This is a genomic window from Vibrio coralliilyticus ATCC BAA-450 (assembly GCF_000176135.1).
Lineage (GTDB): Bacteria > Pseudomonadota > Gammaproteobacteria > Enterobacterales > Vibrionaceae > Vibrio > Vibrio coralliilyticus.
This window is the reverse complement of record NZ_ACZN01000015.1, coordinates 106,300-120,700: the sequence shown is the minus strand read 5'-3', so window position 1 is coordinate 120,700 and position 14,401 is coordinate 106,300. Positions and strand designations below refer to the sequence as shown.

The window sequence follows — 14,401 nt, the reverse complement described above, 5'->3', positions numbered from 1 at the left end:
TATTATTTTCTGATTATATAAATTTCATAAAATACAGCGCATTAGCACCAATCCTGGGGTTAATAACTAAATCTGTTGGCAGTTTTGGGCTTTGATTACAGCAAAATCAGGCTTGGCTTTGACGGAAAATTTGCTTTGCGCATTGAGACATTTGCCATAGCGACTGTGATACAATCCGCGACAGTTTTATGTAGTGAAAAGAATAGGTAACGCTTTGACTTCGTCACAGCCAGAAAAAAATCCCGCTTCTGAAGACAAAGGGCAGGCTAATAACGCCGCCTCTCTTCGCAAGGCATTGAATCAGTGCATGCTTAAAGACAGATTTCGTCTGAGCAAGCGCATTTCAGGCGCGAGTAAAATAAAGAAAGAAGCGTCTCGTCATGCTGTGTTTGACGAAATTGCATTGGATATCGCCAAATCCATGATGGATGTAGAGCAAAGAGCCAGCTATAAGCCCACCATTGAATATCCAGAAATACTGCCTGTTAGTCAGAAAAGAGATGACATTGCAAAGGCGATAGAAAACAACCAAGTGGTTATCGTTGCCGGTGAAACAGGCTCAGGTAAAACCACTCAGTTGCCAAAGATTTGTGCTGAACTTGGACGTGGTCAGTATGGCTTGATTGGTCATACTCAGCCAAGACGTCTTGCAGCTCGTTCGGTGGCGAATCGTATTGCTGAAGAGATGGAAACCAAGCTGGGTGAGTTTGTAGGCTATAAGGTTCGATTTAACGATCAGATTTCAGACAATACTCAAATCAAATTGATGACTGATGGTATCTTGCTGGCAGAAATTCAGCACGATCGCTTCTTAAATCAGTACGACACCATCATTATCGATGAGGCGCACGAGCGAAGTCTCAACATCGATTTTATTCTCGGCTATCTCAAAGAGCTTTTGCCGCGTCGCCCGGATCTGAAAGTGATCATCACTTCGGCGACCATTGACCCTGAGCGATTCTCGAAACACTTTAGCGACGCGCCTATCATCGAAGTGTCTGGTCGTACTTATCCGGTTGAAACACGTTACCGTCCGCTACGTGGTGACGATGACGTCGATCGCGATCAGTTAGAAGGTATTTTTGACGCAGTTGATGAGCTGTGTGATGAAGGATTGGGCGACATCCTGATCTTCATGAACGGTGAACGAGAAATTCGCGATACTGCTGACGCGCTAGCAAAGCGCAATCTAAAAAGCACTGAAATTGTACCCTTGTATGCACGTCTCTCAGCGGGTGAACAGAACAAAATTTTCCAACCTCATGCAGGACGTCGAATCGTATTGGCGACCAACGTTGCTGAAACCTCTCTGACAGTACCGGGCATCAAGTATGTCATCGACCCGGGTACGGCGCGTATCAGTCGCTACAGCTATCGTACCAAGGTACAACGTCTGCCGATTGAACCAGTTTCTCAAGCGAGTGCGAACCAGCGTAAAGGTCGTTGTGGTCGTGTTGAGGAAGGTATCTGTATTCGTTTGTATTCGGAAGATGATTTTGAATCTCGTCCAGAGTTTACGGATCCAGAAATTCTTCGTACCAACCTAGCGTCGGTTATTCTCCAGATGACGGCATTAGGATTAGGTGATATTCAAGCGTTCCCGTTCGTTGAAGCACCTGATAAGCGCAATATTCAAGATGGTGTGCGACTTCTGGAAGAGCTGGGTGCCATTAATGAAAATGCGAAAGATCCTAAAAAGCGTCTGACCTCGATTGGTCGCCAGTTAGCCCGTTTGCCGATTGACCCTCGTTTGGCTCGTATGGTTCTTGAAGCGCCAAAATACGGTGCATTGAAAGAAGTAATGGTTATTGCTTCAGCGCTGTCGATTCAGGATCCAAGAGAAAGGCCGAGCGACAAACAGCAATCGTCGGATGATAAACACAAGCGCTTCTTCCATGAAGAATCGGATTTCCTGACGTTTGTTAATTTATGGGATTACGTTCAGAAGCAGCAGAAGGCATTGACCGGGAACCAGTTCCGCAAACAATGTAAGCAAGATTACCTAAACTACTTGCGAGTGCGTGAGTGGCAGGATGTCTATTTCCAGATTCACCAGTCTATGCGTGAAATGGATTTCAAGCTCAATGATGAACCTGCTAGTTATCAAGGTACTCACAGCGCGATTTTGGTCGGGTTGCTCTCCCATGTTGGTATGAAAGACCAAGAGAAAAATGAGTACCAAGGTGCGCGCAATGCGAGATTCCATATTTTCCCTGCATCAGGTTTGTTTAAGAAACAGCCGAAATGGATTGTGTCAGCGGAGCTGGTGGAAACCTCGAAGCTATGGGGGCGCATTATTGCCAAGATACAACCTGAATGGATTGAACCGCTGGCGAAGCACCTCATCAAACGCAGTTACAGTGAACCTCACTGGTCGAAAAAGCGCGCAGCTGTCATGGCGCACGAAAAAGTGATGCTATATGGCATTCCGATTGTGCCTAAGCGTCTGGTGAATTACGGCAGTATTGACGCGACGGTGAGTCGAGAAATCTTTATCCGCAGCGCCCTTGTTGAAGGTGAATGGGATACCAAGCACGCATTCTTCAGACAGAATCGTAAGCTGCTACAAGAAGTGGAAGAGCTGGAGCACAAGTCCCGTCGTCGTGACATTTTGGTCGATGATGATGAGTTGGCAGATTTTTATGATCAACGAGTTGGTACAGAAGTAGTCTCAGGTCGCCATTTTGATACGTGGTGGAAGAAAGCGTCTAAAGAGAACGGCGAACTACTGAACTTTGAAAAAGAGATGCTGTTTAAGGGTGACGCGAGCCACGTTACCGATCTGGATTACCCTAACTTCTGGCACCAAAATGGTCTCAAACTGAAACTGAGTTACCAGTTTGAACCGGGTGAAGACAATGACGGTGTGACAGTTCACTTACCTCTGCCTATATTGAATCAGGTTGAACAAGCGGGGTTTGACTGGCAAATTCCGGGGCTGCGTCATGAACTGGTCGTAAGCCTGATCAAATCGCTTCCTAAGACAATTCGTAAGAACTTCGTACCTGCACCGAACTACGCTGATGCGTTTTTAGCTCGTGCCACGCCAATGGAAGCACCTTTACTTGACGCTCTGGAAAAAGAGCTTCGTCGTATGACGGGTGTTGAAGTGCTGCGCGATGATTGGAACTTGGATCAGGTTCAAGATCACCTCAAGGTGACATTCCGCGCCGTGGACCATAGAAACCGGAAGCTGAAAGAAAATCGCGATCTTCATGAGCTAAAAGAAAGCCTGAAAGACAAGGTTCAGGAAACCCTGTCGAAAGTTGCAGATGACGATATCGAGCAGCAAGGCCTTCATACTTGGAGCTTTGGTGAGCTGCCGAAAGTGTATCAACAGAAACGTGGTGGTTACAATGTTAAAGCGTATCCAGCGATTGTAGATAGCAAAGACAGTGTTGAAATAAAGCTCTACGAGACAGAGCAAGAGCAGGTTTCAGCGATGAGAGCGGGTCAGCGTCGTCTGATTTTGCTTAACGTACCATCTCCGATTAAATATCTGCATAGCAATTTGCCGAACAAGTCTAAGTTGGGTCTTTACTTTAACCCTTATGGAAAAGTACTCGATCTGATTGATGACTGTATCGCGTGTGGTGTCGATAAGCTTATTGAAGAAAAGGGCGGCCTAGTTTGGCAGCCTGAGCAGTTCGAGCAGCTTAAAGAACACGTTCGAGCCGAGCTCGGTGATACTGTTGTTGAGATTGCGAAACAAGTTGAGACAATTTTGACGACCGCGTTCAGTATTAATAAGAAGCTAAAGGGTAGGATAGACTTCACAATGGCTTTTGCTTTGTCAGATATCAAAGCTCAGATTGAAGGACTTATCTTCAAAGGATTTGCAACGGAGTGTGGCTGGAAACGTCTTCCAGATATATTGCGTTACATGAAAGCGATTGAGCGTCGTATGGAGAAGTTGCCGATCGATCCTAACAAGGACCGTCTGCATATGCTGAAGATTGAATCAGTGGCCAACGACTATAAAGAATTGCTCAACAAAATTCCTAAGGGAATGGCGGTACCAGACAACGTCAAAGAAGTACGTTGGATGCTTGAGGAACTGCGCGTCAGCTATTTTGCTCAGCAGTTAGGTACGCCATATCCGGTATCGGACAAACGCGTGAAGAACGCGATGACGATTGTTAGGTATATAAATTGCATAAAAATTTAAACATAACAAAATTTTGACTGAGATTGGCAGAGGATTGCCGCGGCAGCTTCTGCTAAGGGAAAATAAAGAAGGTTAATATGAAAAAGACACTACTCGCACTAGCATTATTGGGTGCATCAGCAACAGCATCAGCAGACTCATGGATCTACGGCAGTGCAAGTGTAGGTCAAGCAGACTTAGGTGGTGAGTCAGCAACGTCATACAACGTTCATGTCGGTACTGGTATTTTGCCACTCATCGGTCTGGAAGCGGGCTATCAAAACCTAGGTGATTACGACCGTGTTGATTACTCTGGTATCAAAACTAACCTGACTGGTTCTTCAGTTTACTTTGCAGCTAAACCAAGTCTCGATTTTGGTCCACTGCATATTTACGCGAAAGGCGGTCTACACTCATATGATATTAAAGCCGATGGTGGTTTTAAAGAAGATGAGATCGACGTAATGTATGGTGTTGGTGCGGAATACTTCGTCATGGGCCCTATTTCTCTAGGCGCGAGCTACAGCGTATTCAACATGAAAGAAGACGATGTGAAAAACTTCTCGCTAAACGCGACATTCCACTTCTTGTAATAGACACATCACGAAAAAGCCCGGCTATGTTACTAGCCGGGCTTTTTATTACCTGAAATCAGCGCTTAAGCTTGCTGCTTATGTAGTTCAGCTTCTTTCGCTTCTTCTTCAATCAGTGAATCAACAATCACAGCACAAGCGGCGTCGCCTGTGATGTTCAATGCGGTACGGATCATGTCGAAGATACGATCAAGAGCGAACAGTAGAGGTAGACCTTCGATAGGGATACCTGCTGCCAGAAGAACGGCAACAACTAGGAACGAAGGACCAGGTACACCTGCTTGGCCAACTGCACCAAGCGTCGAGGTAATAATGATGGCAATGTACGCGCCCATACCAAGATCGATGTTGAATAGTTGCGCGAAGAAGATAGCGACCAAACCGTAGTAAATGGCGTTACCTGACATGTTGATCGTTGCGCCTAGCGGGAGAACGAAAGACGCTGTCGAGTTTTTTACACCTAGCTCATGCTCACAGGTATCCATCGTGACTGGCAGAGTTGCCATTGATGAAGCAGTAGATAAGGCCACGGCTTGAGGTTTCTTCATTGCTGTCAGGAATTTCTTCGCAGAGGTCTTAGTGAAGATGTGTACCATAAGAGGGTAGGCCACGAAACCAAAGATAAGAATTGCAGCGATGTAGACAACAAACAGTTTGAATACCACCATCAAGGCGCCAAAACCGAATGTTCCTACGGCTTCTGCCATCAGGCCAAATACACCTAGCGGAGCAATGATCATAACCTTGTTGATCATCCAAACCATCGCATCAACAATACAGTTTACACCGTTAATGATTGGGTCACGACGCTCTTTTGCTTGCTTAGAAATCGCAATACCAAAGAACATACAGAATACTAGGATTTGCAGTATATTTGCTTCGTTCAGTGACTGGAAAACGTTTGTTGGGATCATACCTGTGATGGTTGCCCAGAAAGAAGGTAGTTCACCTTTAGAAGCGTACTCAGAAGAGAACATGCCCTCGATACCTGAAACATCGATACCCATGCCTGGTTTGAATACTTCACCCATAAACAGTGCTAGGGCAACAGCAAGTGCTGACGTTAAGCCAAAGTAACCTAAGGTGACCAAGCCCACTTTACCAGCAGATTGGCTATTACCTAAACCCGCAGCACCTGAGATCAAGGCTACGGCGACCAAAGGGATAACCAGCATTTTTATTAAATTGATAAAAATCGCACCTAATGGAGCGAAGATGGTAGCGCTGTCTCCCATGAAGGCACCTACGGCAGTACCTACAATCATAGCGATGACAACCTGAACGCCAATGTTGCTTAGCAAATTCTTTTCTTTTAACACTTCCATAACCTCTGTGCTAACAAAATTTAAATTCCCAGAATTACCATCTAAGTTAAATATTTTAATTAGATAATAATTTCGCCTCGCTTTTTACACGTTATTTTTACATTTAGCAATAAGGTGCAAAGTCAATCGAGCCAATTAAAAGCACTTTTATTGATGAGTGATAATTTTTTAACCAATAGCAAACGTTTGCTATTGGTTTGTTGGATGGATTTTGGCTTTGTAATGCATTGTGTGATTAGGCGGTGGGGTGGAGGAGTTACACTGACATGTTAAAAAAAAGATCGGTTTCTCTAATGATTTAAGAAACCGATCTCATAGAAGTTTAGATGGCTAGCACTTTACTTTTGTGTTGCTGCCTTCATCGGTGAAACAAAACTAGCCAGCTGATTTAACATTTCTTGCGGAGACTCAACGTGTGATTCGATGATTTTGACGATAGCAGAGCCTGAAATCGCACCAGCAGCACCAGACTCAATGGCTTGCTTAACCTGTTCTGGCTGAGAGATGCCAAAGCCCAACAATGATGGTGGAGCATCGTATTTATTGAGTTTATCTAAAAGATCACTTACTGGCATGTTGGCCTTTGTTTCTGCACCGGTTACACCAGCACGCGAGAGTAGGTAGGTATAGCCGCCACCTAGTTCAGCAACTGATTTTAGTGTCTCTTCTGATGCCGTTGGCGGTGCAATGAAGATAGGCTCAATGCCGTGCTTCTTAGCCGCCTCAACAAACTCTTGGCTTTCATTGGTTGGTACATCAGCAATCAACACAGAATCGATGCCGGCATTCGCACAACGCTGGTAAAAACTATCGATACCGCGCGCGTAAACAAGGTTTGCGTACATCAGAAGGCCGATTGGGAGTTCTGGGTATTTGGCGCGGATTTTTCCAATCAAATCAAAGCAGATATCTGGAGTTGCTCCAGAATCCAGTGCGCGAATGTTCGCTCCTTGAATAGTAGGGCCATCCGCAAGTGGATCCGAAAACGGAATACCCAGTTCAAGTGCATCGGCACCCGCTTCAACCAGTGTCTCCATAATTTTGAGGGACTGCTCCGGGTTTGGATCGCACACGGTTACGAAAGGAACAAATGCACCTTGGTTTTTCTCGTTCAGGCGCTCAAACATAGACTCATAACGGCTCATTAGATAACTCCTTTTTCTTCTAGAATGGCGTGAACAGTAAAGATGTCTTTGTCACCACGACCTGATAGGTTTACGACGAGAAGTTGTTCTTTGTCTGGGTTCTCACGAGCCATACGTAGTGCATGAGCTAGTGCATGAGATGACTCTAGTGCAGGAATAATACCTTCACTGCGGGCAAGTTCTTGGAATGCTTCCAAAGCCTCATCATCGGTTACGTTGTCGTACTCCGCGCGGCCAATTGCATTTAAGTGAGCGTGCTGAGGTCCAACTGAAGGGAAATCAAGGCCTGCAGAAACAGAGTAAGATTCTTCAACTTGCCCGTTTACGTCTTGCATCAGTGGAGCTTTCATTCCAAAGAAGATGCCTGTTTTACCGTGCTTAAGAGGGGCGCCATGCTGGTCGGTATCGATACCCTTACCTGCAGGCTCAACACCGATCAGGCGAACCGTTTCCTCTTCAATAAAGTCAGCAAACATACCGATTGCATTTGAGCCACCACCCACACAAGCGATGACTGCATCAGGAAGGCGACCTTCACGAGCCAGAATCTGGTTTTTTGTTTCTTCGCCAATCATGCGTTGGAAATCACGCACGATGGTCGGGAATGGATGAGGACCAGCAGCGGTACCCAGCAAATAGTGAGCTTCTTCGTAGCTTGCTGACCAGTCGCGTAGTGCTTCATTACATGCATCTTTAAGAGTTGCGGAACCCGAGTGAACAGGAATGACTTCCGCGCCCATAAGTTTCATACGGAACACGTTCGGGCTTTGACGTTCTACGTCTTTTGCTCCCATGTACACGCGACATTTCAGACCAAGCAATGCACAAGCCAGTGCAGTTGCCACGCCGTGCTGACCTGCACCAGTTTCCGCAATGATCTCGTTTTTGCCCATACGCTTAGCTAACAGTGCCTGACCTAGCACTTGGTTAGTTTTGTGTGCGCCGCCGTGCAATAAATCTTCGCGCTTGAGGTACAGTTTGGTTTTAGTACCTTTGGTCAGGTTGCGAGTCAGTGTTAGCGCCGTTGGGCGACCTGCGTACTCTTGCAGCAGGGTCATAAACTCGCTGCGAAACTCTGGGTCTTCTTGCGCATCGATAAACGCTTGTTCTAGCTGTTCCAGTGCAGGAACGAGAATTTGTGGTACATACTGACCACCGTATTCGCCGAAGTAGGCATCAAGTTTTGCCATGGTTTTATTCCTTCAATTCAGTTTGGCATTGCTGTTTAGCACACCAAAAAATTTCTTTAATTATGAGTAATTGATCTTTAATAAATCTATTTAGTAGCTGCGAATCGCATCAAATGCCTGTTGCAACTTCTCTGCATCTTTCTTGCCGGGTGAAACTTCAACGCCTGAGTTTAAATCCAGACCTAGACAGCCTTGTTGGGCCGCTTTCTGAGCGTTGAAAGGTGAAATGCCACCCGCGAGCATCACTTTTGATCTATCACCAATCAATGACCAGTCGAAGACTAGGCCTGTACCACCCGTTTGAGAACCAACTTTGGTATCGAGTAAGTGGCGGCTGACTGGAGTGTCTAGCAGTTCTGGTGAGCTGTCAGTAACACCGTAAGCTTTCCAGATTTCAACTTGATCACCTAGCTGCTCATGGATCGCAGTGACAAAGTTCTGGTCTTCATCTCCATGCAGCTGAACAGCGCAGAGGCCAAGCTCTTGCGCAATACCAACCACGGTGTCGACATCATGGTTTTGGAATACGCCCACATATTTCAAAGGAGCACCGGACATGGTTAGGCGAGCGGTTTCTAAATCCACGCAACGCTTCGACTTAGAGACAAAAATCAGCCCGCCAAATACTGCACCTGCTTGGTAAGCTTTTGCAGCATCATCTGGGTGTGTCAGACCACAAACTTTATTTTCACCTAGTGTGACTTTGCGTACTGCCAGCTCTAAGTTTTCTTCTGCCATCAATGAGCTGCCGATCAGGAAGCCATCAGCAAAATCTGCAAGATCTCGTACTTGCTGGTGTGTGTAGATGCCTGACTCCGAAATGATGGTTGCTTCTGGTGCCAGCTCACGTATTGTTGGTGCCAGCTCTTTGGTGCGGTTCAAATCTGTTGTTAGGTCACGTAAGTTGCGGTTATTAATACCAATAACTTTAGCGCCAAGTTTTACTGCGCGGTGTAACTCTTCCTCATTACTGACTTCGGTCAGAATGCCCATGTTGAGTGAGTGAGCTACTTCTTCCAGTGCTTTATACTCGGCGTCATCAAGTACGGATAGCATCAGCAGAATTGCGTCAGCAGAATAATGGCGAGCTAGATAAACCTGATAAGTATCCACCATAAAGTCTTTACACAGAATCGGTTGAGATGTTTGCTTTCTCACTTGTGGCAGGAAATCGAAGTTTCCTTGAAAGTACTTTTCATCTGTGAGCACTGAAATCGCATCAGCGTGATTATTGTACACGGACGCAATGTAATCGAGATCAAAGTCGTCACGAATCAGTCCCTTGGACGGAGACGCCTTCTTACATTCTGTGATGAAGGCAGTTTTTTTACCGCTTACCGCGTCATAGAAGCTACGATCAGACGGAGTTAACGCCTCTTTAAACTGCTCCAAAGGTTGAGAGGCTTTACGTTCTTCCACCCAGATGTACTTATCACGAACGATTTTTGCCAATACTTCTGCCATTTGCGCTTCTTTTAGGGACACGTGCTCTGAAAGTTTATCTTGCGTCTGAGTCATCTTTTGTTTCTTCCTTAAGGTACTTAGGCGTGAGCTGCTAGCTGATTAACCAGCTCAAACGCTTTACCAGAGTTCATAGCCTCAATAGCTTGCTGAGTGTTGGCCTTGAGATCTTCATGACCAAATAAACGCATGAGAAGCGCTACGTTAACCGCTACCGCACCCAGCTGGGCATCGGTGCCTTTACCAGTGAGGATATTGGTAATAATGGCTTTGTTCTCTTCAGGATCACCGCCTTTAATTGCTTCAAGCGGATGCGCTGTTAGGCCAAAGTCTTCTGGAGTCAAAGTGTATTCAGTAATTTGCCCATCTTTGATTTCCGCCACTGTGGTGTCGCCATGAATTGCAACTTCATCTAGGCCGCTACCGTGCACTACTGCAGCGCGCTTCATGCCCATCTTAAGCATGGTTTCAGCGATAGGACGGACTAACTCTTCGCTGTACACACCCATGAGCTCAATATTTGGACGAGCAGGGTTAATCAGAGGGCCTAAGATGTTAAAAATTGTGCGGGTTTTCATGGTCTGACGAACAGGCATAGCGTGGCGAACACCACTGTGGTATTGCGGTGCAAACAAGAAAGCAACGCCGAGTTTATCTACCGCAGTGCGAGTATCTTCAGCGCTCATGGCTAGGTTGATGCCAAATGAATCAAGCAGGTCAGAAGAGCCAGATTTGCTTGAAACACTGCGGTTACCGTGTTTTGCTACTTTCAAACCACATGCCGCAGCAACAAAGGCAGCTGTGGTCGAAATGTTGATGGTATTGTGGCCATCACCACCAGTGCCCACGATATCCGCGAAATCATAGTCAGGGCGAGGGAATGGATTTGCATTGGCAAGCAGTGCTTTTGCTGCACCAGCGATCTCATCCGGTGTTTCACCTTTAATCTTGAGTGCTGTCAGCGCCGATGCCATAAGAATTGGATCAAGTTCACCGCGAATAATGATGTCAAAAAGCTGTTGGCTTTCTTCCTGAGTTAGCGGTTGTTGTTCATAGAGTTTGTTGATGATCGTTTCCATTCTTATTTGCTCCTTATTGCTGCACTGACGTTAGATTTGATTCTTGTAAAGCCCACTCAATCGCATTGGCTAACAGCGTTGCGCCGTGAGTAGTCATGATGGATTCCGGGTGGAATTGAAAGCCACAAATTTTATCTTGTTCATGGACCACAGACATGACGAGTCCATCGACCTCTGCAGTTACGGTAAGTGTTTCAGGTACCTGTGTAGCCACTAACGAATGGTAACGTGCAATGGCAAGTGGTGAAGGTAGGTCAGCATATGTCGGATGATTCTGGTGCTCCATCATCGACACTTTGCCATGGACAATTTCACCCGCGCCAGCAACGGTACCACCATAGGCTTCAACAATAGCTTGATGACCGAGACAGATACCGATCATCGGCACTTTACCTTTTAGGCGTTGGATGACTTCCGGCATGGAGCCAGCTTCAGATGGCGCCCCTGGGCCGGGAGACAATAACACAACCGGATTGTCTAGTTCGTTGACCGCGTTTTCAATCGCTTCCGCAGCAATGTGGTTGCGGTAGATTTTGACGTCGTGTCCGAGTGAGCGAAACTGATCCACTAAGTTATAAGTAAATGAGTCAAAGTTATCGATAAATACAATGTTAGCCATCTCTACGACTCCTTATGCGCTGACTGAATTGCAGAGATAACGGCTTGCGCCTTACCACGAGTTTCATCTGCTTCGGCTTGTGGTTCTGAATCAAACACAACGCCAGCGCCCGCTTGAACTTGAGCGATGCCATTCTCGACATAAGCAGAACGGATAACGATACAGGTGTCTAATGTACCTTCGCCAGTGAGGTAGCCAACGGCACCGCCATAGCTACCACGGCGTGCACCTTCGACATCCCTGATAAGTTGCATCGCACGAATTTTAGGTGCGCCTGTCAGCGTTCCCATGTTCATGCAAGCCTGATAGGCGTGTAGAGCGTCCAGGTCGTCACGAAGCTGACCAACCACTCGGGATACTAGGTGCATTACATGGCTGTAGCGGTCGACTTTAAGCAAATCTGCAACGTGGCGAGAACCCGCTTGGGAAATACGAGCAACGTCGTTACGCGCGAGATCCACCAACATCATGTGTTCAGCGTTCTCTTTCATATCAGTACGCAGTTCAAGTTCAATACGGCTATCTAGATCGAAATCGATAGCGCCGTCTGGGCGTTTGCCACGTCGACGCGTGCCTGCGATTGGGTAAATCTCGACTTGGTTAGTATGGGTTTCGTATTTAAGCGCGCTTTCAGGTGATGCGCCAAACAGAGTGAACAGCTCATCTTGCATGTAGAACATGTAAGGACTTGGGTTACTCAGCTTTAGTTCTTTATACGCAGCGAGTGGTGACGGACAAGGCAGGGTGAAGCGGCGTGATGGAACAACCTGAAAGATATCGCCTCGCACTACGTATTGCTTTAGATCTCGAACGATTTGGCAGAAATCTTCATCTGAAACGCTTGGCTGTGGAGAAACGTCAGTTAATTTGGTCGCTTGCGGTAAATGTTTCAGGTTAGCGCACTGTGACTGAATGCTATCAATGCGTGCTTCCAGCGTCGATTTTTCTTCGCTATTCGCAAACAATGTGGCTTGTAAATCACAAGACTCGCTCTGATGGTCAACGACGAGCAGAGTTTCTGCGACGTAAAAAACGTAGTCTGGGCATTGGTTTGATGCTTCTGCATCACCTAAAGGTTCAAAGTTCGCCACCATGTCGTATGCGAACAGACCACCAAGGAAAACCGCGTGTTGCTGATGTTCAGTAAGGTCAAAACTGTGCTGGACCAGACGCAAAGCATCAAAAGAAGACGCTTCTCGTAAGCGAGAATCTTCATCGAGTGTATCGCAAGGCGCTTCAAACTCTAGTGTCAGCGTTTTACCATCAAATGAATGAGCCACATTGCTATGAATGTTGTGGGCCAAATGAGAAAGCAGGTGTTTACCGTTATTGGTCAGTGCTTGCATGGTCACAATGTGGCCGTTGCAAACGATGCGAACAGCGGAATCAACGATCAGCAGGCTCTTCAGATCCTGTTTTGAATCGATCTCTGCGGACTCCAACAACAGGCTGTCGGTTTTGTTTTCACACAGAGTATGAAACAGACGAGTAGGATCCTGCGTGTAAGGTGCAGATGCTTGGATAACTTCAAGGTTTCCCAGCTTTTTGATTTCAATGGCCTTGTTCACAAGACCTCCTTTTCATTTGTAATCTTTTTTACTTCCTGCCGTACATAGTCGCACAAAGAAAACGTTCACCCAATGTGGAATTTGCTCTATTTGATGAATGTTTGACCAGTTGAGTGCTGAGTATCCGACAAAACAAAAAGCCCGCTTTAGTAGCGGGCTTGGTAACATTAATTTGGTAAATTAAAAGTATACGTTAGCCCACCAAGAACTTGTCCAAGTGCGCCACCAAGCAAGGTCTGCAGAACTGTCACGTAAAGAGTCAGCTGCAATATTCGCTTTCTGGTTTTGGTTAATTTCTTGTAACATAGTGAGCCTTAATTCAGGTACTTCGTATTTGTGTACTAGTTAACTAGTGCAGAGGTAAAAAGTCAACTAAAAAAACACATTTATGAGAATTGATTTACACAGCCATACCACGGCCTCTGACGGACGATTACCTGCTAACGAATTGATAGACAGAGCGCTCGGTTTTGATATCGATGTGCTGGCGATTACCGATCACGATACGGTAGATGGTTTAGAGATTGCGCATCAGTATGTTCAAGACAACCAGCTACCCATAACAATCATTAACGGTATTGAAATATCCACGGTGTGGCAAAACAAAGACATCCACATTGTTGGGTTGAATATAGACCCGCAGTCCGCCGAGTTGGCTCAGTTAATCGAACAGCAGAAAAAGCACCGTGAAGGGCGAGCAGAAATGATCGCTCATCGCCTGAGTAAAGCGACCCGAGAAGGGGTGCTCGAAGAGGTGCAAGCCATTGCTGGTGATGCACCTATCACGCGAGCGCATTTTGCGAAATGGCTGGTGGACAACGGCTACGCCAAAACCATGCAACAGGTATTTAAGAAATACCTGACTCGCAATAACCCAGGTTATGTACCACCGAGTTGGTGTTCGATGGCTGACGCTGTCAATGCCATTCACAGTGCGGGCGGACAAGCAGTACTTGCGCACCCTGGGCGCTATGATCTCACCGCAAAATGGATTAAGCGACTGCTCGCAGCATTTGTTGAAGCGGGTGGTGATGCGATGGAAGTAGCCCAACCACAACAGGGCCAACAAGAAAGGCGCAACTTGGCGGATTATGCTATACAATACAAACTATTAGCGTCTCAAGGCAGTGACTTCCATTATCCGTCTCCTTGGATGGAGCTGGGCAGGAATTTGTGGCTGCCATCAGGTGTAGAACCTGTATGGAAAGATTGGGGTATTGAGCCTTCGCAAGCTGATTGACCATAGGTTGTGGCGATTAGTGACTTAGATTGCT

Annotated in this window: 11 protein-coding genes and 1 other annotated feature; of the genes, 3 read left to right on the top strand and 8 right to left on the bottom strand. The window is 46.4% G+C overall.

From position 1 onward, the window contains the following. Positions 1-214: 214 nt before the first annotated feature. Positions 215-4,168 (top strand): ATP-dependent RNA helicase HrpA, encoded by a 3,954-nt coding sequence (hrpA, locus tag VIC_RS08020; RefSeq protein ID WP_006958946.1) that lies wholly within the window; start codon positions 215-217, stop codon positions 4,166-4,168. Positions 4,169-4,245: 77 nt separating this feature from the next. After that, positions 4,246-4,740 carry an outer membrane beta-barrel protein gene (locus tag VIC_RS08015; RefSeq protein WP_006958945.1) on the top strand — a complete coding sequence of 165 codons (495 nt, stop codon included), beginning with the start codon at positions 4,246-4,248 and terminating at the stop codon, positions 4,738-4,740. 65 nt (positions 4,741-4,805) lie between these two features. On the opposite strand, the gene VIC_RS08010 is transcribed toward VIC_RS08015, so the two are convergent. The 8 genes from VIC_RS08010 to VIC_RS07975 all read right to left on the bottom strand — a co-directional run bounded on the left by VIC_RS08010 (position 4,806) and on the right by VIC_RS07975 (position 13,433). Continuing rightward, positions 4,806-6,065, bottom strand: a complete 1,260-nt coding sequence (locus VIC_RS08010) for a dicarboxylate/amino acid:cation symporter (protein WP_006958944.1) — start codon at positions 6,063-6,065, stop codon at positions 4,806-4,808. 338 nt (positions 6,066-6,403) lie between these two features. Then, positions 6,404-7,210 carry a tryptophan synthase subunit alpha gene (gene trpA / locus VIC_RS08005; RefSeq protein WP_006958943.1) on the bottom strand — a complete coding sequence of 269 codons (807 nt, stop codon included), beginning with the start codon at positions 7,208-7,210 and terminating at the stop codon, positions 6,404-6,406. Further along, a complete protein-coding gene (gene trpB / locus VIC_RS08000) occupies positions 7,210-8,400 on the bottom strand; it encodes a tryptophan synthase subunit beta (RefSeq protein WP_006958942.1) in 1,191 nt (396 codons plus the stop codon). Before trpB ends, trpA begins: the two co-directional genes overlap by 1 nt. Before the next feature lie 90 nt (positions 8,401-8,490). After that, entirely contained in the window at positions 8,491-9,918 is a 1,428-nt protein-coding gene (gene trpCF / locus VIC_RS07995) for a bifunctional indole-3-glycerol-phosphate synthase TrpC/phosphoribosylanthranilate isomerase TrpF (protein ID WP_006958941.1), read from the bottom strand. A 23-nt stretch (positions 9,919-9,941) separates the two neighbouring features. Then, on the bottom strand, positions 9,942-10,940 hold the full coding sequence (trpD, locus tag VIC_RS07990) for an anthranilate phosphoribosyltransferase (RefSeq protein WP_006958940.1): 999 nt from the start codon (positions 10,938-10,940) through the stop codon (positions 9,942-9,944). 13 nt (positions 10,941-10,953) lie between these two features. Then, on the bottom strand, positions 10,954-11,559 hold the full coding sequence (locus VIC_RS07985; protein WP_006958939.1) for an aminodeoxychorismate/anthranilate synthase component II: 606 nt from the start codon (positions 11,557-11,559) through the stop codon (positions 10,954-10,956). Positions 11,560-11,561: 2 nt separating this feature from the next. Continuing rightward, positions 11,562-13,127, bottom strand: coding sequence for an anthranilate synthase component 1 (locus VIC_RS07980; protein WP_006958938.1), 1,566 nt, complete (start codon positions 13,125-13,127; stop codon positions 11,562-11,564). A gap of 131 nt (positions 13,128-13,258) precedes the next feature. Then, positions 13,259-13,361 (bottom strand) — a sequence feature (Trp leader region). Further along, positions 13,308-13,433, bottom strand: coding sequence for a tryptophan operon leader peptide (locus tag VIC_RS07975; RefSeq protein ID WP_039951621.1), 126 nt, complete (start codon positions 13,431-13,433; stop codon positions 13,308-13,310). (Overlaps the previous feature by 54 nt.) 82 nt (positions 13,434-13,515) lie before the next feature. Here VIC_RS07975 and rnm point away from each other — a divergent pair, with 82 nt between their 5' ends. After that, positions 13,516-14,367 carry an RNase RNM gene (rnm, locus tag VIC_RS07970; RefSeq protein ID WP_006958937.1) on the top strand — a complete coding sequence of 284 codons (852 nt, stop codon included), beginning with the start codon at positions 13,516-13,518 and terminating at the stop codon, positions 14,365-14,367. Positions 14,368-14,401 lie beyond the last annotated feature (34 nt).

Excerpts from the sequence above, each read along its gene's own strand:
- VIC_RS08015 (WP_006958945.1), top strand. The coding sequence starts at position 4,246 with ATGAAAAAGACACTACTCGCACTAGCATTATTGGGTGCATCAGCAACA.
- VIC_RS08010 (WP_006958944.1), bottom strand. The coding sequence starts at position 6,065 with ATGGAAGTGTTAAAAGAAAAGAATTTGCTAAGCAACATTGGCGTTCAG.
- trpA (WP_006958943.1), bottom strand. The coding sequence starts at position 7,210 with ATGAGCCGTTATGAGTCTATGTTTGAGCGCCTGAACGAGAAAAACCAA.
- trpB (WP_006958942.1), bottom strand. The coding sequence starts at position 8,400 with ATGGCAAAACTTGATGCCTACTTCGGCGAATACGGTGGTCAGTATGTA.
- trpCF (WP_006958941.1), bottom strand. The coding sequence starts at position 9,918 with ATGACTCAGACGCAAGATAAACTTTCAGAGCACGTGTCCCTAAAAGAA.
- trpD (WP_006958940.1), bottom strand. The coding sequence starts at position 10,940 with ATGGAAACGATCATCAACAAACTCTATGAACAACAACCGCTAACTCAG.
- VIC_RS07985 (WP_006958939.1), bottom strand. The coding sequence starts at position 11,559 with ATGGCTAACATTGTATTTATCGATAACTTTGACTCATTTACTTATAAC.
- VIC_RS07975 (WP_039951621.1), bottom strand. The coding sequence starts at position 13,433 with ATGTTACAAGAAATTAACCAAAACCAGAAAGCGAATATTGCAGCTGAC.
- rnm (WP_006958937.1), top strand. The coding sequence starts at position 13,516 with ATGAGAATTGATTTACACAGCCATACCACGGCCTCTGACGGACGATTA.